Raw genomic sequence first — 21,956 nt, 5'->3', positions numbered from 1 at the left:
GAGGGTTGCCCCGCGCAGGACGGGCGGGTGAAGGAGTCGAAATCATGGGTCTTGCTATTGGAATTGTGGGTCTGCCGAACGTCGGGAAAAGCACGCTGTTCAACGCCATCACGCGCGCCGGGGCGCTCGCCGCGAACTACCCGTTCGCGACCATCGAACCGAACGTCGGCCGGGTCACGGTGCCCGACGAACGTCTGGCCGCGCTGAGCCGCGTGTTCACCAAGGGTGAGCGCGTGCCGCCGATCGTGCCGACCTTCGTGGAGTTCGTGGACATCGCCGGTCTGGTCAAGGGTGCCAGTCAGGGCGAGGGCCTGGGCAACCAGTTCCTGGCGAACATCCGCGAGGCGGACGCCATCGCGCACGTCGTCCGCTGCTTCGAGGACGGGAACGTCATTCACGTGGCGGGCCGCGTGGACCCCATCGACGACATCGAGACCATCAACACCGAACTGATCCTCGCGGACCTCGGCGGCCTGGAAAAACGCCTCCAGAACCTCCAGAAGAAAGCCAAGGGGAACGACAAGGACGCGCGTGAACAGGCGGCGCTGGCCGAGCAGATCCTGGCCGTGCTGGGCCAGGGCAAACCCGCCCGCGCCGGCACGTACGACGCGCCCATCCCCAAGGAATTCGGGCTGATCACCACCAAACCCGTCATCTACGTCGCGAACGTCGGCGAGAACGACCTGACGCAGGACAACGAGTACGTGCAGAAGGTCCGCGAGTACGCCGCCGCCGAGGGCGCGCAGGTCGTGAAGATCAGCGCCCAGATCGAGGGGGAACTCGCCGAGATGCCCGAAGAGGACGCCCGCATGTTCCTCGACGAGCTGGGCGTGCAGGAAAGCGGCCTGGACCAGCTCGTGAAGGTCGGGTACGAGACGCTGGGCCTGATGACCTTCATCACCAGCGGCGAGAAGGAAGTCCGCGCGTGGACCATCCGCCGCGGCGAGACGGCCCCCGAAGCGGCGGGCGAGATCCACAGCGACCTGCAGCGCGGCTTCATCCGCGCCGAGGTCATCGAGTGGGAGAAGATGGTCGAGGCCGGAGGCTGGGCCGCCGCCAAGAGCAAGGGCTGGGTCCGCACCGAAGGCAAGGATTACGTCATGAAGGACGGCGACATCATGAACGTCCTGCACAACATGTAACACGGATTCCGGTTGGATGGCTTACGAAGCCGTTCAATCCGAGGCCGTATGAGTGGGAGCCAGGCGGGTTCCGGAAGTAGAACCAGACAACAGAGGAAGGTGGGACGCTCCAACTTGACCGGAGTGCCCCACCTTCCTCTTCTTGCCGTTCCTGCTCTCTGCTTCCCGCTTACTTGCCCACGCAGAAGTTGCGGAACACGGCGTCCACGATGTCTTCCTGCACGTCGCGGCCGGTCAGTTCGGCCAGGGCGCGCAGGGCCTCCTCGAGTTCGTAGCTGGCGAGGTCGTCGGGGGCGTGCGCGGCGGCCTGGATGTGGTCCAGGGCGCGGCGGGCGGCGTCGGCCTGCCGTTCGGTGGTCAGCCACGCCTCGCCGCGTGCGGCGTCGCCGAGCAGCGCGGCGCGGATGGCTTCACGCAGTTCCGGCAGGCCGTCTCCGGTGACGGCGCTGACGTTCAGGGCGCCGGGGTCGGTCCAGGCGGGGGGCAGGTCGGCCTTGGTGCGCACGCGGATGACGCGCGGGCCGCTGCCGAGGTCCAGGGTGGTGGGCAGGGGCTCGCGGGGGGCGCTGCCGTCCTCCAGGGCGAGGATCAGGTCGGCGGCCCCGGCGAGGTTCAGGGCCTGCCGGACGCCGGCCGCCTCGATGGCGTCGGCGGTGTCGCGGATGCCGGCGGTGTCGACGAGCGTGACGGGCACCCCGGCGAGTTCCAGGCCCGCTTCGAGGTAATCGCGGGTGGTGCCGGCGACGGGCGTGACGATGCTGCGCTCGAAGCCCACCAGGGCGTTCAGGAGGCTGCTCTTACCGGCGTTGGGGCGGCCGATCAGGGCGAGGCGGGCGCCGCGCGTGGCGACCTGTCCGGCGCGGGCGGTGAGCAGCAGGTCGTTCAGGTCGTGCTCGGCGGCCGCCAGCGGCTGGGCGCGGTCCTCGTCCGGCACGCCTTCTTCCGGGTAGTCCAGCATGGCCTGGAGGGCTGCGAGGGTGCGGGTGACGTTCGCCGCGACCCGCTCGACCCGTCCTGCCAGGGCGCCGGTCAGGCCGAGGGTGGCCTGGCGGCGGGCGGCGTCGGTCTGCGCCTCGATCAGGTTCAGGACCGCCTCGGCCTGCGTGAGGTCCAGGCGGCCGCTGAGGTAGGCGCGCAGCGTGAACTCGCCGGGGCGGGCGGCGCGCGCGCCGAGTTCCAGGGTGCGGGCCAGCACGCGGGCCAGCACGGCGGGACTGCCGTGCGTCTGGAATTCCGCGACGTCCTCGCCGGTGTAGCTGCGCGGGCCTCTGAAGATCAGGCACAGGCCCTCGTCGAGAATCTCGCCGGTCTCGCCGGTCAGGTGCCCGAACAGGAAGCGGCCGCCGGGCGTGCGGGACGGGGCGCGCCGGCCCCGGAACAGGCCGTCCGCGACGCGCAGGGCGTCCGGGCCGCTGACGCGCACGATGCCCACGCCGGCGCTGCCGGGGGCGGTGGCGATGGCGGCGATGGTGTCTTGCAGTCCGGAACGCGTCACCCACGCAGGCTAGCACCCGGCCGGCGTGGCGCGGGCGGGCCTCATAGTCGCCCCTCATGCTGTGGCCCTAGCATGCGGGCTATGCGTTCAACCCCCTCTGCCACTGCCCGTCCCGGGCGTTCATCCCTGACCCGTTCTCTGACCGGCCTGACCCTGCTGGGCGCGCTCGCGCCGCTGGCCTCCGCCCAGACCGCGCCGGCCACCCCCGCCGCCCCGGCACCCGTCCAGGCCGCGCCGGCCAGGGCCACGGTGTCGGCCGTCACGAACCGCTCCGTGAGCGCGCTGGCCGTGGAGGTCAGCGGGGTCGCCAAGGGCCGCATCGTGAGCTGCCCGGCAGCCCTGAAACTCAGCGTGAACGCCGTGTGCGTGTACTCGCAGACGGCTGCCGGGACGCTGCGGCCGCTGGTCAAGGGCAAGCTGGGCGCGCGCGCCCCGGGCGACTGGAAGACCAGCGGGAAGTCCAGCGTGCTGCTGGCCGGTCCGGTCGGTGGCGCGGCCGACAGCTTCGTGCTGCTCAGCCCCATGAGTGACAAGGAGACGCTGGTCGTCGTGGACGCCGTGAAGGTCGCCGCCCCGGCCGCGAAGGTGGCGGTCCCGGCCGGGATTGTCCGCGGGCAACCGTACGTGCTGGGGAGCGACCTCACGGGCGTCGTGAAGGTCGCGTCGCTGGGCGGCGGCAAGTACCGCCTGTCCACCGACGACGGGCTGCTGACCGTCACGGTCGGGCAGAAGGCGGCGCTGGCCGCGGGCGGCGCGGTGGAGCTGCCGCTGGCGCCCGTCACGGACGGGAAGAACCTGATCTTCCCGCTGGCGGGCCTGCGGGCGCTGGGCTGCACCGTCACGCCGGCCGGCAGCAACCTGACGGTCGCCTGCGGCGCCGACAGCGTGGGCCTGCGCCCCATCGTGTTCTGAGCTGACGCGTTCTGACCTGAATGGCGGGTGCGGGCAGACCGGCACCGTTTACGACCCCTTCATGCTCTGCGGCGTGAGGGGGTCGTTCGCAACTGCCGGGAGCGCAAAAGCGTAATGATAGGCGGCGAGCCCACATCCACCGGCCCGCGTGCCCGGACCGCCCTGCGGCGGGTGCCGGGCCGGCACTTCCAGGAGGAACCACCATGAGCATCCTTGACCGACTGTCCCGACTGCTGCGTGCCAACGTGAACGACCTGATCAGCCGCGCCGAGGACCCCGGCCTGATCATCGAGCAGGCCCTGCGCGACATGCGCGCCGCGTACGCCGAGGCGCGCAGCGAGGTGGCCGACGCCATGAGCCAGAACGCCAAACTGGACCGCGAGGCCAGCAGCAACCGCCGCATGGCCGCCGAGTACGAGAAGAAGGCGGAAGAGGCGCTGCGCGGCGGCAGCGAGGACCTCGCGCGGGAGGCGCTGCGCCGCGCACAGAACGCCAAGGACCTCGCGGCGGGCTTCGAGGAGCAGCTGGCGTTGCAGAGCAGCACGGTCGAGCAGCTGAAAACGCAGCTGCGGGCGCTGGAAGCCAAGATCGACGAGATGGAGAGCAAGAAGTCCCTGCTGGCCGCCCGGCAGAAGACCGCGCAGGCCGGGGCGACCCTGGACCGCGTGTCCGGCTTCGATAAGGCGGGCGGCGCGATGGACGCCTTCGAGGAGATGGAGCAGAAGGTCTCGGGCATGGAGGACCGCAACCGCGCCGTGCAGGAGCTGCGCAAGGAGAACGACTTCGACGCGCAGCTCAAGGACCTGGGCCGCGGGCAGGCGCTCGACGACGCCATGGCCGCCCTGAAAGCCAAGGTGGCGGGCGACAAGAGCTGATACGGCCTGCCGTGCGGGGCAGCTCTCCGGGTTGCCTCCGCCCGGACGGAACGGGGATTGTCCACCTTTCAACCGGAGTCCGCACCAGTCGGCCGCGCAGGGCGGCGCCGCAGCGCCGGCCGGCGGCCGCCCGTTTCATGGCTCCCTCTCCGGAACGCCGGAGGGGGGGGCGTTGCCGCGCCCGGCGACGGGGGCCACGACGGGGGCCACGACAGGGGCAATACCATGTTTCCTGACAGAATAGGCGGGATGAAGCGGTTTACCCTGATGGCCATGCGCCGCCCCTCCCTTCCTGCCCTGCTGCCGGCGCTGCTGCTGCCGGCGCTGCTGGGGGCCTGCACGCCGGCCGTCTCGGGTGCCGGGCCGGTGCAGGCAAGCACGCCCGTGAGCGGCGTGTCGTTCTACCCGCAGGAGAGCGGACTGGCGTGGTCGTACCTGCTCGAGGGCGAGGACACCGGCACGGCCCCGTACGTGCTGCGGGCCCTGGGTCCGACGGTCTTCGCCGGGCAGCGGGTCGTGGCCTTCCAGCTGACCGGGCGCGGCGCGGATCAGACCTGGTTCCGGACGGTCGGGGCCGGCGGCGCGCAGCTGCTGGGGCTGCGCAAACCGGGCGTGAACGTGCGCCTCGATCCCCCCTGGCAGGAGTACCCGGCGGAGAACGCCTGGCGGGTGGGCCTCACCTGGCAGGGCCAGAGCGAGATCACGATCAGCGGGGACGAAGGCACCGTGCAGAAGCGCGGGCAACTGAACTACAGTTACGTGGTTCAGGAGCGCCGCTCGGTGCAGACGCCGGGCGGACGCTTCGACGTGTGGGTGGTGACGCGCCAGATCAGCGACACGGTTGGCGGCCTGTTCCCGGCCACGCAGCAGCTGTGGTTCGCGCCGTTCGTCGGCGAGGTCCGCTCGCCCGAGGGCCTGCTGCTCACGGGCCGGAACTTCACCACCCGTTCAGGAGGTCAGTAAATGAGTCCCGATTCCCTCTCCCCCACCAGCACCCCGCTGCTGGATCAGGTCAGCAGTCCCGACGATCTCAAACGTCTCTCACGCGATCAGCTGCCGGCCCTGTCGCAGGAACTGCGCGACGAGATCGTGCGGGTCTGCTCGGTCGGAGGGTTGCACCTGGCGTCCTCGCTGGGCGCCACGGACCTGATCGTGGCGCTGCACTACGTCCTGAACTCCCCGCGTGACCGGATCCTGTTCGACGTGGGGCATCAGGCATACGCGCACAAGATCCTGACCGGGCGGCGCGACCAGATGGCGACCATCAAGAAGGAGGGCGGCCTGAGCGGCTTTACCAAGGTCAGCGAGAACCCGCACGACGCGATCACGGTCGGGCACGCCAGCACCAGTCTGGCGAACGCGCTGGGCATGGCGATGGCCCGCGACGCGCTGGGCCAGGACTACAAGGTCGCCGCCGTGATCGGGGACGGCAGCCTGACGGGCGGGATGGCGCTGGCCGCGCTGAACACCATCGGGGACATGAACCGCCGGATGCTGATCGTCCTGAACGACAACGAGATGAGCATCAGCGAGAACGTGGGTGCCATGAACAAGTTCATGCGCGGCCTGCAGGTGCAGAAGTGGTTCCAGGAGGGCGAGGGAGCCGGGAAGAAGGCCATGGAGGCCGTCAGCAAGCCCCTGGCGAGCTTCATGAGTCGCGCCAAGAGCAGTACGCGGCACTTCTTCGATCCGGCCAGCGTGAACCCCTTCGCGGCGATGGGCGTGCGGTACGTCGGGCCGGTCGACGGTCACAACGTGCAGGAACTCGTGTGGCTGATGGAACGCCTCGTGGACCTCGACGGACCGACCATCCTGCATGTGGTCACGAAGAAGGGCAAGGGCCTGAGCTACGCCGAGGCCGACCCGATCTACTGGCACGGCCCCGGCAAGTTCGACCCGGACACCGGGGAGTTCAGCGCCAGCAAGGCGTACTCGTGGAGCGCGGCGTTCGGGGACGCCATGACCGAACTGGCCGCGCAGGACCCCCGTACCTTCGTGATCACGCCCGCCATGCGCGAGGGCAGCGGCCTGGTCGGGTACTCGAAAGCGCACCCGCACCGTTACCTGGACGTCGGGATTGCCGAGGAGGTCGCCGTGACTGCCGCCGCCGGGATGGCGCTGCAGGGCCTGCGGCCGGTCGTGGCGATCTACTCGTCGTTCCTGCAGCGCGCCTATGACCAGGTGCTGCACGACGTGGCGATCGAGCATCTGAACGTCACCTTCGCCATCGACCGCGCCGGGATCGTGGGTGCGGACGGCGCGACGCACAACGGCGTGTTCGACCTGAGTTTCCTGCGCTCCATTCCCGGCGTGCGGATCGGCCTGCCGAGAGACGCGGCGGAACTGCGCGGCATGCTGAAGTACGCGCAGACGCACGACGGGCCCTTCGCGATCCGCTACCCGCGCGGCAACACCCAACCCGTACCGGAGGGCACCTGGCCCGACCTGGAATGGGGGACCTGGGAGCGCCTGAAGGACGGGAGCGACGTGGTGATCCTGGCCGGCGGCAAGGGCCTGGAGTACGCGCAGAAGGCCGCCGACGGGCTGAGCGGCGTCGGTCTGGTGAACGCCCGCTTCGTCAAACCCCTGGACGAGGCCATGCTGCGTGAGGTGGCCCGCACGGCCCGCGCGATCATCACCGTCGAGGACAACACCGTGGTCGGCGGCTTCGGCAGCGCCGTGCTGGAATTCCTGAACGCCGAGGGGCTGCGCACCCCCGTGCGCGTCCTGGGCATCCCGGACGAATTCCAGGAACACGCGACCGTCGAGAGCGTCCACGCCCGCACCGGCATCGACGCGCAGGCCATCCGCACGGTCCTGGCCGAACTCGGCGTGGACGTCCCGCTTGGAGTGTAGAGAGTTGAAGGGTGATGGTTGATAGAGGACCACTCCCTTCTATCAACCATCAACTTTCAACCATCTACTCCCGGACCTCGCCGTTGCCTTCCACGACCCACTTGGTGGTGGTCAGTTCGCGCAGGCCCATGGGGCCGCGGGCGTGGAGTTTCTGGGTGCTGATGGCGACCTCGGCGCCGAGGCCGAGCTGGCCACCGTCGTTGAAGCGGGGGCTGGCGTTCACGATCACGGCGGCGCTGTCCACGTCCTCGACGAAGCGCCGGGCCTGCGCGTCGTCGCGGGTGAGGATCACGTCGGTGTGGTTGCCGTGCGCCGCGATGAAGTCCAGCGCGTCCTCGAAGGAGGGAACGGTCTTCACGCTGGCGGTCAGGGCCAGGAATTCCGTGCCGTAGTCGGCGTCGGTGGCGGCGTCGGTGGTGATGCCGGCGGCGCTCAGGGCCGCGTGGGCGGCCGGGTCGGTGCGCAGCGTGACGCCGTGCGCCTGGAGGTCGCGGGCGATGCCGGGCAGGGCGTCCAGCGCGCGTTCGTGGATCAGGAGGGTGTCCAGGGCGTTGCAGGCGCTGGGTTTCTGCACCTTCGCGTTCCGCACGATCTCCAGGGCGCGCGCGCGGTCCTCTGGGTCACGGGTGAAGCTGGGGTCCAGGTACACGTGCACCACGCCGATGCCGCCCACGATGACGGGCACGGTGGCGTTCTCCACGCAGAACCGGTGCAGGCCGGCGCCACCGCGCGGGATGATCGCGTCGACCAGATCGTCGAGTTTCAGGAGTTCCAGCATCCGCTCGCGGGCCGGGTCGCGGATGACCTGCACGGCATGCGCCGGGAGGTTCTGTCCGCGCAGCGCGGCGTGAATCACGTCCTCCAGCGCGGCGTTGCTGCGCACGGTCTCCTTCCCGCCGCGCAGGATCACGGCGTTCCCGCTCATCAGGGCGAGTGCGGCGACGTCCACGGTCACGTTCGGGCGGCTCTCGTAGATGACGCCCAGCACGCCCAGCGGCACGCGGCGGGTGTGGACGCGGACGCCGCTCGGCTGGGTCTGCGCGGGGGTGGTCTCGCCGACCGGGTCGGGCAGGCGCGACACGGCCTCCACGTCGGAGGCGATGCCTTCGAGGGCCTGGGCGTCCAGTCGCAGGCGGGCGAGCATCGGCGCGGGCAGCCCGGCTTCGGCGGCGGCCTGCACGTCCTGCGCGTTCGCGGCGAGGATGGTGTGCGCGTTGGCGCGCAGGCCGGTGGCGATGGCGTGCAGGGCCGCGACCTTGTGGGAGGTGGGCAGGGACCGCAACGTGCGGGCGGCGGCGCGGGCCTGCGTGCCCAGCGCCCGCACGCTGACCGGAAGGTCGTTCCGGGCCGGGGCCTGCGGGGAGCGGGTCTGGTCGGAGAAGCTCATGGCACGAGCGTAGCAGTGCGTCCCCGCCCCGTGACGGCGCGGAGTAGACGGCCAGGGGTGGGCGGCGTGCCGCGCTTCAGCCCACGGTGCGCCGCGGCGCGAGTTGCAGCAGCGCCTGTGCCAGCGCGTGCGGGTCGTGCCGGGCCTGTCCGGCCTGCAGCAGCGGACAGAGCACGCTGCGGCCGCGCAGGTCGCGGCTGGCGCCCTGCAGGGTCAGGAGGTGCGCGCCCTCGGCGGCGTAGCGGGCGACCACGTCGCGGGGGGGCATGGCGTTGTTCACGAGTACGCAGTCCGGCGTGCGGCCCAGGTGGCGGGTGATGGCCTGCACGTGCCCCTCGAGGCTCAGGCCGTCGGTCTCACCGGGTTCGGTCATCAGGCTCGCGACGTAGACGAGCGGCGCGGTGCTCTGGCGGATGGCGCTGGCGATGCCCGGCACGAGCAGCGCGGGAATGATGCTGGTGTACAGACTGCCGGGTCCCAGGACGATCTGCTCGGCGTTCTGCAGGGCGACCATCACTTCCGGCAGGGTGGGCAGGTCCGGCGGGTCAAGCGTGACCTCCTGGATGGTGGCGTTGCCGACCTGGGCGGCCAGACGGCTCTCGCCGCGGATGGTGCGCCCGTCACTGAGGCGCGCGACCAGCGTGGAGGGACTGGTGGTGGCCGGGTAGACCTTTCCGCGGATGCGCAGCACCTCGTGAATGTCCTTCATGGCCTCGCTCAGTCCGCCCTGCTCCTCGCTGAGGGTGGCGAGCATCAGGTTCCCGAAGGTGTGGCCCTCGAGGCCCTCGCCGCGCTGGAAGCGGTGCAGCAGCAGCCGCGCCATGACGGGGCTGTCGCTCAGGGCGGCGTAACAGTCGGTCAGGTCGCCGGGCGCGATCATGTCGAGCGCCTCGCGCAGGCGCCCGGAGCTGCCGCCGTCGTCCGAGACGGTCACGACCGCCGTGGTGTTTCCGGTGTGCAGGCGCAGGCCGGAGAGCAGGTTGGACATCCCGGTCCCGCCGCCCAGCGTGACGACGTGCGGCCCGCGGGCGAGGTTACGCCGCTCGTACAGCATGTCCACCGCCGTTTCCGGGGCGGTGCCGGTGCCGCGCAGCACCGACCCGTTGAGCATCATGATGCTCCACAGCGCCCCGAACAGTGCGAGCAGCATGAGCACGGCGCCGCCGGTGTACAGCGGCATGACCTCGGGGGCGATCAGGGTGTTGACCCACAGGATCCAGCGGGTCGCCACGAAGTGCAGCGGGCCGGTCCAGGTGAAGTGCAGCACGCCCACCGCGCCCAGCAGGGTGCAGGCGACGAACAGCGCCACCCAGCGTTTCACGCCGATGCCGGGCGCCATCCACATGCGGGCGCGGCGGCCACGGCGTTTCAGGAGGGGGTTTAGGCGGGCGCGGCGGGGGGGCGCGGGGGCCGTTTCGGGTGTCCGCGCCCGGGGGTCGAGGTGCGAGAGGGGGGGGTCGCTCATCCGTGCCCGCCGACTTTCATGTCGCGGTGGTCCATGACGTCCACGTTCAGGTCCCGCAGGTCCTGGGCGAGGCGGGTGGTGACGGCGACGCTGCGGTGCTGCCCGCCGGTGCAGCCGATCCCGACGGTGTAACCGTGGCGGCCGCTGGCGCGGGCACGTTCGGCGGCGACCCGCACGAAGTCGCGCAGCTCGGTGTAGAACGCCTCGGATTCCGCGCCGGCGAAGGCGTAGGCGGCCACCTCGGCGTCCAGGCCGGTCCTGGGGCGCAGGGCCGGGTCGTAGTACGGGTTGGGCAGCGAGCGGACGTCGAGGATCATGTCGACGTCGCGTGGGGGCGCGTTCTTGAACCCGAAGGACATCAGGCGCAGGTGGAAGTCCTGTTCCAGCCGGAACAGCTGCATCACGCGGTTGCCCAGGTCCTTGGCGCTCAGGTCGGTGGTGTCGATGACGGTGTCGGCGATGGCGCGCAGCGGGGCAAGCAGTTCGCGTTCCCGCGCGAAGTCCAGCATCAGGTTCTCACCGAGCGGGTGTTCGCGGCGCGTGAAGTTGTAGCGTTTGAGCAGCACGTCCGCGTTCGCCTCGAGGAACAGCACGCGCAGGTCCTCGCGGCGGCGCGACAGGCGCACGTAGCTGGTCTCCAGGGCGTCCAGGAAGTGGCGGGTGCGGGCGTCGGTGCTGATCGCCACGCGGTCCAGGCCGCGCGCCTCCACGAGGTCGTGCATGGCGCCCCACAGTTCCGGGGGGAGGTTGTCGGTGATGAAGAACCCGGCGTCCTCCAGGGTGCGCAGGACGGTGCTTTTTCCACTGCCGGACAGGCCGGAAACCACGACGAAGGGCATGGGGACAGTCTAGCCCGCCCCGCCCCGGCGTAAGTGACGGTCCGGTCAGCGGCTGACCGCCCTGCTGGCCGCGGCAGCAGTCGACCCCGCCGGGCGCGGGGCCGGGCGGGGCAGGTGGGGGTGGGTCAGCGGACGCGGGTGCCGCTGGGCAGGTCCAGGCCGGTGCCGATCAGGTCCAGGTTGCCCTGGTCGTCCTCGGCGGCGAGGATCATCCCCTGCGACTCGATGCCGCGCAGCTTGGCGGGTTTCAGGTTGGCGACCAGGATGACCTTGCGGCCCACCAGCGCCTCGGGTTCGAACCAGCGGCGGATGCCGCTCACGACCGTGCGGGTCTCGTCACCGAGTTTCACCGTGAGTTTCAGGAGCTTGTCGGCCTTGGCGACGGCCTCGGCCGCGACGACCTCCGCGATCCGCAGGTCGATGCGGGCGAAGTCGTCGATGCTGATCAGGGCCTCGGTGGCCTCGGGGGCGGACGCGGCGTCGGTGGCCGGGGTGGCCGGGGCGGGGCTGGTCGTTTCAGGGGCAGTCTGGGTCATGGGTTTCTCTTTCTTGCCGGGTTTCGGGCCGCCGGGGGCGGGGGTGGAGGCTTCTTTCGGTTCGGGTTTCGGGAACAGGATCGGGCCGCCCGCCACGCGCGTCCCGGCGGGGATCAGGCCCCAGGCGGGCGCCAGGGCGTAGGTCTGGGAGGCCAGGCCCAGCTGGGCGCGCAGTTCGCGGGCCTTGACCGGGATCACGGCCTCCAGGGCGACGCTGGCGACGCGCAGGCCCTCGGCGGCGGTGTACAGCACGGTGTCCAGGCGGCGCTGGGTGTCGTCACTCTTGGCGAGGTTCCACGGCGCGCTCTCGGCGATGTAGCGGTTGAGGTCCCGCACGAAGTTCATGGCGGCCTCGATGGCCATGTTGATCTTCAGGTCGTCCACCAGTGCCAGGATCTGGCCGGGCAGGGCCAGCGCGGCGGCCTCGATGCTGCGGTCGCGGTCGCACAGGTCCTGCGCGGCGGGCACGACGCCACCCCGGTACTTCTGGATCATGCTGATGGTGCGGGACAGCAGGTTGCCCAGGTCGTTGGCGAGGTCGCTGTTCAGGCGGGAGATCAGGATGCCCTCGCCGTAGGGGCTGTCGGCGCTGAGGGTCGCCTCGCGCAGCAGGGTGTAGCGGATGGCGTCGGTGGGGTACGCCGAGACGAGCGCCTCGGGGTCGATGGCGTTCCCGAGGCTCTTGCCCATCTTGCGGCCGTCCTCGGCGAGGATGTGGCTGTGCACGACCAGCCGGCGGTACATGGGCAGCCCGGCGGCGCGCAGCATGGTCGGCCAGAACACGGCGTGCGGCTTGAGGATGTCCTTGCCGATCACATGCCAGGCGGTGCCGCTGACGCTGGCGTCCTGGCCGCTGCTGACGAGCGGCGTGAGGTAGCTGAGCAGCGCGTCGAACCACACGTACGTGACGTGGTCGGCGTCCCAGGGCAGTTCGATGCCCCAGGGCACGCGGTTTTTCGGGCGGCTGATGCTGAGCGGCCCGACCGGTTCCTTCAGCATCTCCAGCACCTCGTTGCGGTATCCGGCGGGCTGGATCAGTTCGGGGTTCGTCTGCAGGTACTCCAGCAGCCACGGCTGGTACTTCTCCATGTTGAAGAAGTAGTTCGCCTCGCGCCGCAGTTCCGGGGGGTCCTTGTCGCCGGGGAAGCGGCGCACGCCGTCGGGGCCCTCCACGAGTTCCTTCTCGGTGACGTAACGTTCGGCGCCGACCGAGTACAGGCCCTCGTACTCGGCGAAGTAGATGTCGCCAGCGTCGTACACGCGCTGCAGGATCTCCTGCACGAAGCGTTTGTGGCGCGCGGAGGTGGTGCGCACGAAGTGGTCGTAGCTGATGCCCAGCGTCTTCCACAGGCCCTGGAAGGCCCGGTCGGACAGGTCGTCCACGAGTTCCTGCGGGGTCACGCCGGCCTTGGCGGCGGCCTTGCTGATCTTCTCGCCGTGCTCGTCGGTGCCCATGACGAACGTGACGGGGCGGCCCGCGAGGCGCTGGTAGCGGGCGATGGCGTCGGTCAGGATCTTCTCGTACACGTGCCCGATGTGGGGCGCGCCGTTGGCGTAATCGATGGCGGCCGTGATGAAAAACGGGGTGGGTGCTGCTTGGCTCATGGTCTCCCTTCCTTCCCGGCCGGCTCCCTGATGAGAGGAGGGCCGGGCAACCCTGTCAGAATACGGAATTTTGCGCGTCCCGCGTGTCCCCCCGGTCCAGCGTGCCCGTGAGTGGCCGGCCCCGGAGCGCGGGGTGGGCGCTCAGGCAGCGCGGCCCGGCATTCGCGGGCCGGACAGGGGCCTGCGGCGGGGGGTGGGGGCAGCGCAGCGGGGTCGGTGCGGCATGCGTTCACTGTAGCGGGTGCGGGTGGGCGGGCGACTCTGTCATCTGGCCTGCGGCCGACCGTCCGCGCCCCGCTGTGCCCACACGGCGCCGCCCCCGGACAACCGCTGTAATCACCTTTGCACTTCACAAAATAAAGCTACGTTGGCGGCATGTCCGCGCCCCGCTCCGTGCCGCTCACGTCCCCGCCGCCCTCCCCCACCGCCGGACACGCCCCGGACCGCCTGACCCAGCTGACCCTGCTGCTGCTCTCCACCCTGACCATCATGAGCGGCGCGACCATCGCCCCGGCCCTGCCCGCCATGCAGGCGCACTTCGCGGACACGCCCAACGCCGCCTTTCTGATCAAGCTGTCCCTGACGATCGTGGGCCTGGTCATCGCGCTCACCGCGCCGCTGAGCGGCGTGCTGGCCGACCGCTACGGCCGCCGCCCGGTGCTGCTGGCCTCGCTGGTGCTGTACGCGCTGGGCGGCAGCGCGGGATTGATCGCCGATTCCATCGGGACGCTGCTGGCCGGGCGGATCGTGCTGGGACTGGCCGTGGCGGGCACCATGACGGCCGCCGGGGCGCTCGTGAACGACCTGTTCAGCGGCCCGGCCCGCGGGCGGTTCCTGAGTCAGCAGGCGGCGTTCGGGAATTTCGGCGGCGCGGTCCTGATGCCGCTGGGCGGCCTGCTGGCCGCCGCGTCGTGGCGCGCACCTTTTGCGCTGTACCTGGCCGCGCTGCTGCTGATCCCGCTGACCCTGCGGCTGGCCGGCGGCCTGCCCGCCCCGCTGCCCACCGACAGCGCCCGGGACGCCAGGCCCCGCTGGGCCAGCATCGGCGTGATCTACGCCCTGTCGGTCGGGTACATGATCGTGTTCTACCTGATGCCCACCCAGGGGCCGTTCCTGCTGCGCACCCTGGGCGCCGCGCCCGCCGTGACCGGGTTGCTGCTGGGCGCGTTCACGCTGGTCGCGGCGCTCACGTCGCTGGCGTACTCGCGCTTCACCGGGCGCTTTCACGCGCAGCGCACGGCGGCGCTGGGCCTGGGCCTGCTGGCGGCCGGGTGGCTGACCGTGTCCGGCGCCCAAAGCGTCACGGGCGCGCTGCTGGGCCTGATCCTGGGCGGGCTGGGCGGCGGGCTGGTCTTCCCGAACCTGTACACCTGGCTGGCGGACCTGACGCCCCCCGCGTGGCGGGGCCGGGTGACGGCCGGCATGAGCAGCGCCATCTTCCTGGGGCAGTTCCTGAGCCCGGTGCTGCTGACCAGCCAGCCGGGTCACGAGGGCCTGATCTTCCGGGTGGGCGCGCTGCTGGCCGGGCTGCTGGGCGCGGCCCTGCTGGCGTTCAGTCTGCGGCGCGCCGGCTGAACGCCAGGGACGGGCGCGGGTGATACGGACTGCCGTTCGTTTCGCTCGGACCCGGCGGGCTTTGCAGCCCATTCAACCGGAGTCCGGGTCAGTCCAGGCGTCGGCCGAACGTGACGGCACCCGGCGTGCGGCCCAGCTCGTGGAAGCCCAGGTGCCGGTAGAAGCCCTGGGCGTTCACGTTGCGCGCCCCGACGCCCAGGTGGACGCCGACCGCGCCGGCCTCCCGCAGTGCGCCCAGCAGCGTGTCCATCAGGGCGCGGCCCCGCCCGCCTCCCTGCACGCGTGGCAGCAGGTCGATGTGCAGGTGCGCCGGGTACGCGGCGAGCAGGTCCGGCGGGGTGCGGCGCGGGTGGTGGATCAGGTGCGCGATCCGTTCGTCCGGCGTGCGGTCGGCGGGCGCAATGGCCTGCGGGTCCGGGTACTGGCGGCGCAGCGGCGGCCACCACGCGCGTTCCAGGGTGTCCTCGAAGGCGGCGGTGTCCGGCGTGCCCAGGACGTACCCGCCGACCCCCAGGGCGTCCTCCAGCACGAACGCGAAGTCCGGCGCGAAGGTCAGGTACGGCGCGGCGTACACCTGCCCCAGCAGGTGGGGGTCGCGGTACAGGGCGGTGGCGTCCTGGCCGCTGTCGCCGGTTTCCAGGCAGATGCGCAGCAGCGCGGCGCGGTCGGATTGGCGGGCGGGACGCAGGATCACCATGCTTCACAGTGCAGCACACCGCGGCGCCGCGCGGGGGCGGGGGTGGTGCGAACCTGCCGCCCGCCGCTGTTTCTGTTCAGAGCGGAATGTACACTGGGGAGGATGATTGCCTACCTGTCCGGCGTGGTCCGGGAAATACGTGAACACAGCGCCGTGATCGTGGCGGGCGGCGTGGGGTACGAGGTGCAGTGCCCGTCCAGCACCCTGGGGAAACTCACGGCGGGCGAGACGGCCGAACTGAACACCCGCTTCGTGGTGCGCGAGGACGCGCAGCTGCTGTTCGGCTTCCACGACGCCGACAGCGTCCGGATCTTCGACCTGCTCACCAGCGTCAGCGGGGTCGGGCCGAAACTGGCGCTGGCGCTGCTGTCCGCCATGCCGGTCAGCGCCCTGGCGGCCGGGGTGCTGGGCGGCGACGTGAAACTCCTGAGCAGCGTCAGCGGCGTCGGCAAGAAGACCGCCGAGCGGCTGGTCCTGGAATTGCAGGGCAAGGTCCCGGAACATCTGGCAGCCCCGGCCAGCGGCGCGGGCGGCGTGAAGGCGGCGCGGGTCACGACCACCGCCGGCCGCGACGCCGTGGACGCCCTGCTGGCCCTGGGCTTCCGCGAGGCGCAGGTCCGGGCGACCGTGGCCGAACTGCTGGCCGCCGAACCGGACCTGAACGCCGACCAGCTTATCCGCCGTTCGCTGGGCCGCCTGCGCTGAACCCCGCCCCGGCGCGCAGGTCGTCCAGGCCCGCGTACCCCCCGACGAACAGCGCGACCCGCAACTCGTGAATGAACTGCCGCAACCAGACCTCGGCGGCGTCCGCGCTGTCCAGGGCCGGTTCCAGCAGCGGGCGGGCCACGGCGACGACCTGCGCGCCCAGGCTCAGGGCGCGGGCGGCGTCCAGTCCCGTGCGAATCCCGCCCGACGCGATCAGCGGCGTGCCCGGCGCGGCCGCCCGCGCCTCCCGGATGGCCTGCGCGGTCGGAATGCCGAGGTCGCACAGGTCCGGTGTGCGCACGTGCCCGTGGTGAACCAGCTGCTCGACCCGCGCCCAGCTGGTGCCGCCCGCCCCGGCCACGTCCAGCGCCGCGAAGCCCGCGCCCGCCACGGCCTGCACGGTGCGGCGGTCCAGGCCGTGCCCGACCTCCTTCAGGATCACCGGGAAGGGCAGCGTGGGGACCAGCGCGGCCAGCCGGTCGGTCAGGCCGGCCCAGCGGGTGTCACCGCCAGGTTGCAGCGCCTCCTGCAGGGGATTGACGTGAATGGCCAGGGCGTCCGCCCCGACCTCCTGCACGGCCCTCGCCGCGTGGGTGTCGTCGTAGCCGAGCAGGAACTGCGCGCCGCCCAGGTTCCCGACGAGCAGGATGTCCGGCGCCCACTCGCGCACCAGGAAGCTGGCGCGGGCCTGCGGGCGTTCCAGCATCACGCGCTGCGAGCCGAGCATCATGCCGATCCCCAGGCGCTGCGCGGCCATGGCGAGGTTGCGGTTGATGCGCCCGGCCGCGTCGGCGCCGCCGGTCATCGCGCCGATCAGGACCGGGGCGCTCAGGGGGCAGTCCAGGAAGGTCGTGCGCAGGTCCACGCCCTCCAGGTCGCGTTCCGGCAGGGCGCGGTACGGCCAGGGCACCTCGTGCAGGCCGGTGGGGCGCGCGGCGTACTGACTGTCCGGGCGCAGGCAGGCCTCGATGTGCCGCAGTTTGCGCTGCTCGATGGCGCTGCCTGCCGGGGGGCCGCTCCGGGCGGGGGTGAGGGGGGCGTCGGTCACGGGGTTCAGCGTAACGGGCGCGGGCAGGGTGGGCGGTGGGATTCCCCCCGAAACAGCGCTGTTCCGGCAGGTGCCGGAGGCCGGACGTGCAGCACGGCAAAAAAGTGCAGCGTGACACAAAGTTGACAGTTCCGGGAACCCGAGGTACTATTCCTGAGCGCTGAGAGCGGGAACGAAAGAAACCGCGACGCAGACGCAGAAAGTTTAACCAGAGTAACGCAGGGTAGAGCAGTCTGGTAGCTCGTCGGGCTCATAACCCGGAGGTCGCAGGTTCAAATCCTGTCCCTGCAACCAAGCAGCCCCCACCTCGGTGGGGGTCTTTTCATGTTCCCTCCCGCGTCCGGGAACGGCGGCGGGCAGCGCGGCGTACTGTACGGCGTGAGTCTCGCCTTCCTGATCTTCCTCGTCGCCTGGGTGATCGGCATGATCGGCACGTTCGTGCCCGCCGTACCCGCCACCGTCATCATCTTCCTGGGGTCCGTCGCCGCCACGCTGGTCGACGGATTCCAGCCGTGGCCGGACCTGCCGTTCCTGCTGACCTTCCTGCTGATCACGGTCGCCATCAGCATGGTCGACAACGTCGCCTCGGCCTGGGGGGCCCGCCGGTACGGCGGGAGCCGTCAGGCCGTGTGGGGCGCGCTGATCGGCGGTCTGGTCGGTATCTTCATTCCGTTCGGCCTGATCGTCGGCCCGCTGGCCGGCGCGCTGATCGCGGAACTGCTGGTCGTACGCAAGGCCCCGCTGGACGCCGCGCGGGCCGCGTGGGGCACCCTGATCGGCCTGCTGGCCGGACTGGCCGCCAAACTCGTGCTGCACCTGCTGATCGGCCTGTACGAACTGTGGCGCCTGTGGGACCCGGCCCGGTCCGTCTTCGGCTGAACCGCACCTACCATGCAGAAGGGGGCCGCCCGGCAACTGGGCGGCCCCCTTCACGCGTTGGCTCAACGCTGGAACAGCAGTGGCGCCAGCGCGATGAACCCCACCGCCAGCGCCGGCAGCAGCGGCAGCAGCGCCCCCAGCAGCGCCCGGCCGGGCCGCCCGGTCAACTCACGGAACGCCGGGAAGCTCAGGGCGCACTGCGCGGCCGTGCCCAGCATCGTCACGGCCAGCAGCAGGAACGCGGCGGGCGTGCGGGCCAGTCCGGCCAGCGCCAGCCGCTGCACCGCCTGATTGTCGCTGCCCGCCTGCGCCAGCGCCCCGGCGGCCGGCATCCAGGCGTCGCGGGGCGTCAGGAGCGCCACGACCGTCACCAGCAGGTACAGCGGCGGCAACAACGCGAAACTCGCGCCGTACACCTCGGCCGCCCGGCCCGGCCGTCCGGCACCCAGCCAGCCCAGCAGCCACATCAGCACGAACGTGAACATCGCCAGGAACGCCCCGCCAATGGCGTTCGTCACGTGCACCAGCAGCGGGGACGCGCCGCCCGCCAGCCCGGCCGCCAGCGTCACCGAGGGACGCACCAGCGCCGCGTACGCCACGCCGGACAGCGCCGCGCTGAGCGCCACGACACCCAGGTACCGCCACGCGACCGGGTCGGTCGGGGCCAGCCGCCGCGCAAACACGCGCGGGCCGGTCAGGAACTCGGTGGGCAGCGGCGCGGCCGGATCGGACGGCACGGCAGTCGGACGGGCGCGGGACGGGCGGGCATCAGGACGGGCCATAAACCCCGCCATGGTAGCCCCCACCACCGCCGTCACACCCGCGCGGCCCTCCTCATACGGACTGCCGTTTGTTTCGCCGACAATCCGGAAGTTCACCGGATTGCCAGCTCCACGTCCGGAACCCGCTTTTCTCCTGCTCTGCGGAGCAGCTCTCCGAGTCGCATCCGCTCGGATTGAATGGTCTTTGCAGCCCATTCAACCGGAGTCCGTCTCATACGGATTCCGTTTGTTTCGTTAACAGATCGGAACACCACCGATCTGTCAACTCCACGTCCGGAACCCGCCCAGCTCCTCCTCGCTTCGCTCGGATTGAACGGCTTTGTCAGCCATTCAACCGGAGTCCGTCTCAGTGGCCCTGCGCGGCGGCGCGGACCGTCTCCAGCCACGCAGCCACGGGCGGGAAGGTCAGGGTCAACGCGGTCAGGCCGAACAGCAGCACGGCCACGTACGCCCCGCTGAGCCACGGGCCCGGCGCGGAACGCTCCTGCGGATCGGCTTTCGGGGTCAGCCACAGGTGCAGCACGACCAGCACCACCGTCCCGAACAGCGCCGCCCCGACCGCCAGCGGCACCTTCAGGGCCGGGTTCGACAGCAGCTCGGTCGCCCGGGCCGGGTCGGTCGGGAGTCGCCCGGCGAGGAACGCGCCCAGGCCCAGCGCGATGGTGTTGTTCAGTACGTGCACGATCACGGCGTTCCACATGCTGCCCGTGTGCTGCGTCACGCGCGCCAGCACGTACGCCAGCGGGAGGATGCCGATCACGCTGACCGGCGCGCCGTGCGCGACCGCGAACGCCAGCGACGACGTGAGTGCCGCCGCCCCGAACCCGGCCGCGCGCTCGTGCCCGCGCATCATCAGGCCCCGGAACGCGACCTCCTCGGCCACCGGGACCAGCACGCCTGCCGCCAGCAGCAGCACCCACAGGTCCGCGCCGCGACTCAGGAACTGCGGGGCGCTGTCCGCTGCCGACGGCACCAGGGTCACGAACGCCAGCACGAACGCCCGTGATGCCAGGAATGCCAGCACGAACGCCGCCACCGCCACGCCCCACGCGGGCGGTGTGCGCCAGCGCACGTCCCGGAACAGCGCCCGCATCGGCGTCCGGAAGGCGGTCAGGCCCACCAGCGCCACCACCACGAACGCCCCCAGCAGCGACGCCCCCAGCGGCACCTTCAAGGCCAGCAGCCCCGCCGACACCACGTTCTGCACCAGCAGCAGCGCCAGCGCCGCCCGGTTGCCATCCACCGCCCGCACCCCGGGCGGCGCGGGCACGTCAGGCGGATCGGTGGTCACGGGCAGGGCATCCGGAACGGTCATACCCCCGAGCCTACCGCGCCCACCCGGCACGGCGCGTCAACGGAAAGTTGAGGAGGGGGAAGCGGGAACAGCGTGTCCGCTGCCCCTACGCCGTCAGGACGCGGATGGCCCCGGCCAGCGCCTCGTCGTCAATCTGGTGGTGCAGCACGAAGCGCACGCTGTCCGGCCCCAGCGCGTTGCACAGCACGCCCTGTTCGCTCCAGCGGGCGGCGTGCGCGGCGGCGTCCGGCACGGCCGCGTAGATGATGTTCGTCTGCACGGCAGCCATGTTCACGTCGAAACCCGCGTTCACGAGGGCGTGGGCCAGTTCACGGGTGCGGCGGTGATCCTCCGCCAGCCGGGCCGGACCCTCACGCAGCGCCACCAGCGCCGCCGCGGCCAGCACACCCGCCTGCCGCATGCCGCCGCCCATCATCTTCCGGTAACGGTGCGCCTGCCGCATCTGGGCTGCGCTGCCCACCAGCACGCTGCCCACCGGGGCGCCCAGGCCCTTGCTGAGGCACACGCTGACCGTGTCGAAACGGGCCGTGATGTCACTCAGCGGCACACCGAGAGAGACCGCCGCGTTCAGCACGCGCGCCCCGTCCAGGTGCAGCGGCAGGCCCTCCTCGGTCGCCACCGCGCGAATCCCGTCCAGCACATCCAGCGGAATCACGGTCCCGCCCGCCTTGTTGTGCGTGTTCTCCAGGCTGATCAACCCGCTCGGGGACTGGTGAACGCTGCGCCGCACCGCCGAGCGCACGTCCTCCGGGGCGGGCACGCCCAGCGGCGCCGGCACGAACCGCGGCACCACCCCACTGAACGCCGCCATCATGCCCAGCTCCCACTCGTAGATGTGCGACCCCTCCGCGCAGATGACCTCCTCGCCGCGGCGGGTGTGCAGCGCAATCGCCACCTGATTCGTCATCGTGCCCGACGGCATGAACAGCCCCGCCTCGTGCCCGGTCAGGCGGGCCACCTCGACCTGCAACTCGTTCACGGTGGGGTCCTCGCCGTACACGTCGTCCCCCACCGGCGCCTGCGCCATCGCCTCGCGCATGGCGGGCGTGGGGGTCGTGACGGTATCGGAACGCAGGTCGGCAATCACAGGCGCAGGCAATGTCATGACCCGGATGCTACGCCGCGCCGCACCCAAAGTGGGACGCGCCCCGGGAGAGGAGGTGGTATGCCTGGAGGATGCGACTCTGGCCTGCCCTGCTCCTGCTGGTCGCCTGCCACACCCCGCCCCCGACCCTCCCGCCGGAACTGGCGCGGCTGGCCGGGAGGGACGTCTGGGTGTACGGCGGCGGCCCGCTGCGCTGCGTCCGGGGGAGCAGTACCACCGAGTTCTTCATTCCACTCACCACCCCGGTCCGGGTCACGCAGGTCGAACAGACCGGCCCGCGCGAGGTTGAAATCGGCGTGAAAGGACATGTCCGCGAGCAGAGAACGCCGCAGGCCATCATCCTCACGCTCGAACCACAGGGACCAGTGGAACCCGTCTCAGGCAGCAGCGGGAACGGGCCTCTCCCCCGCTGGTGGCAGGGACTGGAGGTGAAGTCCTGCACGACGTTCCGTGTCGCCTTCGTGGACGAGACGCACCTGAACCGCACGCTGAGCTTCACGCCCCCACCCGGTGACGTGCAGCGCCTCAGCAGCCAGCCCCGCGCCTCCAGCGTCGGCCTGAGCGCCACGGACCTCCTGTGGCTGCGCGGCGCACCCGACGAACCTCTGACCGACGTGAAGACCCTGCTGCGCGCACCCACCTGGACGGTCATCGGCGGAGTTCCTTACGGAGATCAGGTCACCACCTTCCGGAATGGCCGCGTGATTCGAGAAACCTTCCCTGACCTGGGCCCTTGAC

Annotated in this window: 19 protein-coding genes and 1 tRNA gene; 10 read left to right on the top strand and 10 right to left on the bottom strand. The window is 71.2% G+C overall.

Going from position 1 to position 21,956, the window contains the following annotated elements:
* The first annotated feature begins 44 nt into the window (after positions 1–44).
* Positions 45–1,142 carry a redox-regulated ATPase YchF gene (gene ychF / locus ABDZ66_RS13335; RefSeq protein WP_343759795.1) on the top strand — a complete coding sequence of 366 codons (1,098 nt, stop codon included), beginning with the start codon at positions 45–47 and terminating at the stop codon, positions 1,140–1,142.
* Between the two features lie 169 nt (positions 1,143–1,311).
* Here the strand turns inward: ychF and mnmE are convergent, their stop codons facing one another.
* Complete coding sequence (mnmE, locus tag ABDZ66_RS13330; RefSeq protein WP_343759793.1) at positions 1,312–2,637, bottom strand: tRNA uridine-5-carboxymethylaminomethyl(34) synthesis GTPase MnmE; 1,326 nt, start codon at positions 2,635–2,637, stop codon at positions 1,312–1,314.
* Positions 2,638–2,718: 81 nt separating this feature from the next.
* Here mnmE and ABDZ66_RS13325 point away from each other — a divergent pair, with 81 nt between their 5' ends.
* The 4 genes from ABDZ66_RS13325 to dxs all read left to right on the top strand — a co-directional run bounded on the left by ABDZ66_RS13325 (position 2,719) and on the right by dxs (position 7,280).
* A complete protein-coding gene (locus ABDZ66_RS13325; RefSeq protein WP_343759790.1) occupies positions 2,719–3,549 on the top strand; it encodes a hypothetical protein in 831 nt (276 codons plus the stop codon).
* A gap of 203 nt (positions 3,550–3,752) precedes the next feature.
* On the top strand, positions 3,753–4,424 hold the full coding sequence (locus ABDZ66_RS13320) for a PspA/IM30 family protein (protein ID WP_343759788.1): 672 nt from the start codon (positions 3,753–3,755) through the stop codon (positions 4,422–4,424).
* Between the two features lie 273 nt (positions 4,425–4,697).
* The gene (locus tag ABDZ66_RS13315) at positions 4,698–5,387 is read left to right on the top strand and encodes a hypothetical protein (RefSeq protein ID WP_343759786.1); all 690 of its coding nucleotides are present in this window, start codon (positions 4,698–4,700) and stop codon (positions 5,385–5,387) included.
* Positions 5,388–7,280 (top strand): 1-deoxy-D-xylulose-5-phosphate synthase, encoded by a 1,893-nt coding sequence (dxs, locus tag ABDZ66_RS13310; protein WP_343759784.1) that lies wholly within the window; start codon positions 5,388–5,390, stop codon positions 7,278–7,280.
* Positions 7,281–7,344: 64 nt separating this feature from the next.
* Here the strand turns inward: dxs and ABDZ66_RS13305 are convergent, their stop codons facing one another.
* The 4 genes from ABDZ66_RS13305 to metG all read right to left on the bottom strand — a co-directional run bounded on the left by ABDZ66_RS13305 (position 7,345) and on the right by metG (position 13,112).
* Entirely contained in the window at positions 7,345–8,667 is a 1,323-nt protein-coding gene (locus tag ABDZ66_RS13305; protein ID WP_343759781.1) for a glutamate-5-semialdehyde dehydrogenase, read from the bottom strand.
* Positions 8,668–8,743: 76 nt separating this feature from the next.
* Complete coding sequence (locus ABDZ66_RS13300) at positions 8,744–10,132, bottom strand: gluconeogenesis factor YvcK family protein (RefSeq protein WP_343759779.1); 1,389 nt, start codon at positions 10,130–10,132, stop codon at positions 8,744–8,746.
* Positions 10,129–10,971 (bottom strand): RNase adapter RapZ, encoded by an 843-nt coding sequence (gene rapZ / locus ABDZ66_RS13295; RefSeq protein WP_343759776.1) that lies wholly within the window; start codon positions 10,969–10,971, stop codon positions 10,129–10,131. The genes ABDZ66_RS13300 and rapZ overlap by 4 nt, the downstream gene beginning before the upstream one ends.
* A gap of 125 nt (positions 10,972–11,096) precedes the next feature.
* Positions 11,097–13,112, bottom strand: a complete 2,016-nt coding sequence (gene metG / locus ABDZ66_RS13290) for a methionine--tRNA ligase (RefSeq protein ID WP_343759774.1) — start codon at positions 13,110–13,112, stop codon at positions 11,097–11,099.
* 375 nt (positions 13,113–13,487) lie between these two features.
* Here metG and ABDZ66_RS13285 point away from each other — a divergent pair, with 375 nt between their 5' ends.
* Entirely contained in the window at positions 13,488–14,687 is a 1,200-nt protein-coding gene (locus tag ABDZ66_RS13285) for an MFS transporter (protein WP_343759772.1), read from the top strand.
* Between the two features lie 88 nt (positions 14,688–14,775).
* Here ABDZ66_RS13285 and ABDZ66_RS13280 read toward each other — a convergent pair whose 3' ends face one another.
* Positions 14,776–15,384 (bottom strand): GNAT family N-acetyltransferase, encoded by a 609-nt coding sequence (locus ABDZ66_RS13280; RefSeq protein WP_343759770.1) that lies wholly within the window; start codon positions 15,382–15,384, stop codon positions 14,776–14,778.
* A gap of 102 nt (positions 15,385–15,486) precedes the next feature.
* Between ABDZ66_RS13280 and ruvA the strand changes: the two genes are divergently transcribed.
* Positions 15,487–16,089: a Holliday junction branch migration protein RuvA gene (gene ruvA, locus ABDZ66_RS13275; protein WP_343759767.1), complete on the top strand. Its 603-nt coding sequence runs from the start codon at positions 15,487–15,489 to the stop codon at positions 16,087–16,089.
* Here ruvA and fni read toward each other — a convergent pair.
* Positions 16,058–17,137 carry a type 2 isopentenyl-diphosphate Delta-isomerase gene (fni, locus tag ABDZ66_RS13270; protein ID WP_343759765.1) on the bottom strand — a complete coding sequence of 360 codons (1,080 nt, stop codon included), beginning with the start codon at positions 17,135–17,137 and terminating at the stop codon, positions 16,058–16,060. The two genes, ruvA and fni, sit on opposite strands and share 32 nt — an antisense overlap.
* Positions 17,138–17,354: 217 nt before the next feature.
* On the opposite strand from fni, the gene ABDZ66_RS13265 reads away from it, so the two are divergent.
* Positions 17,355–17,431, top strand: a tRNA-Met gene (locus ABDZ66_RS13265).
* A gap of 84 nt (positions 17,432–17,515) precedes the next feature.
* The gene (locus ABDZ66_RS13260) at positions 17,516–18,016 is read left to right on the top strand and encodes a DUF456 domain-containing protein (RefSeq protein WP_343760322.1); all 501 of its coding nucleotides are present in this window, start codon (positions 17,516–17,518) and stop codon (positions 18,014–18,016) included.
* A 62-nt stretch (positions 18,017–18,078) separates the two neighbouring features.
* On the opposite strand, the gene ABDZ66_RS13255 is transcribed toward ABDZ66_RS13260, so the two are convergent.
* The 3 genes from ABDZ66_RS13255 to ABDZ66_RS13245 form a co-directional block, all read right to left on the bottom strand.
* Positions 18,079–18,798: a hypothetical protein gene (locus ABDZ66_RS13255; RefSeq protein WP_343759763.1), complete on the bottom strand. Its 720-nt coding sequence runs from the start codon at positions 18,796–18,798 to the stop codon at positions 18,079–18,081.
* A gap of 346 nt (positions 18,799–19,144) precedes the next feature.
* Positions 19,145–20,113 (bottom strand): CPBP family intramembrane glutamic endopeptidase, encoded by a 969-nt coding sequence (locus ABDZ66_RS13250; protein WP_343759761.1) that lies wholly within the window; start codon positions 20,111–20,113, stop codon positions 19,145–19,147.
* An 85-nt stretch (positions 20,114–20,198) separates the two neighbouring features.
* A complete protein-coding gene (locus tag ABDZ66_RS13245) occupies positions 20,199–21,218 on the bottom strand; it encodes a threonine aldolase family protein (protein ID WP_343759759.1) in 1,020 nt (339 codons plus the stop codon).
* 71 nt (positions 21,219–21,289) lie between these two features.
* Here ABDZ66_RS13245 and ABDZ66_RS13240 point away from each other — a divergent pair, with 71 nt between their 5' ends.
* Positions 21,290–21,955, top strand: coding sequence for a hypothetical protein (locus ABDZ66_RS13240; RefSeq protein ID WP_343759757.1), 666 nt, complete (start codon positions 21,290–21,292; stop codon positions 21,953–21,955).
* Position 21,956: the final 1 nt, after the last annotated feature.

Source organism: Deinococcus depolymerans (assembly GCF_039522025.1).
GTDB classification, from domain to species: Bacteria; Deinococcota; Deinococci; order Deinococcales; family Deinococcaceae; genus Deinococcus; species Deinococcus depolymerans.
The sequence above is the reverse complement of the archived record's forward strand: the minus strand, read 5'-3'. Positions and strand labels throughout refer to the sequence as shown.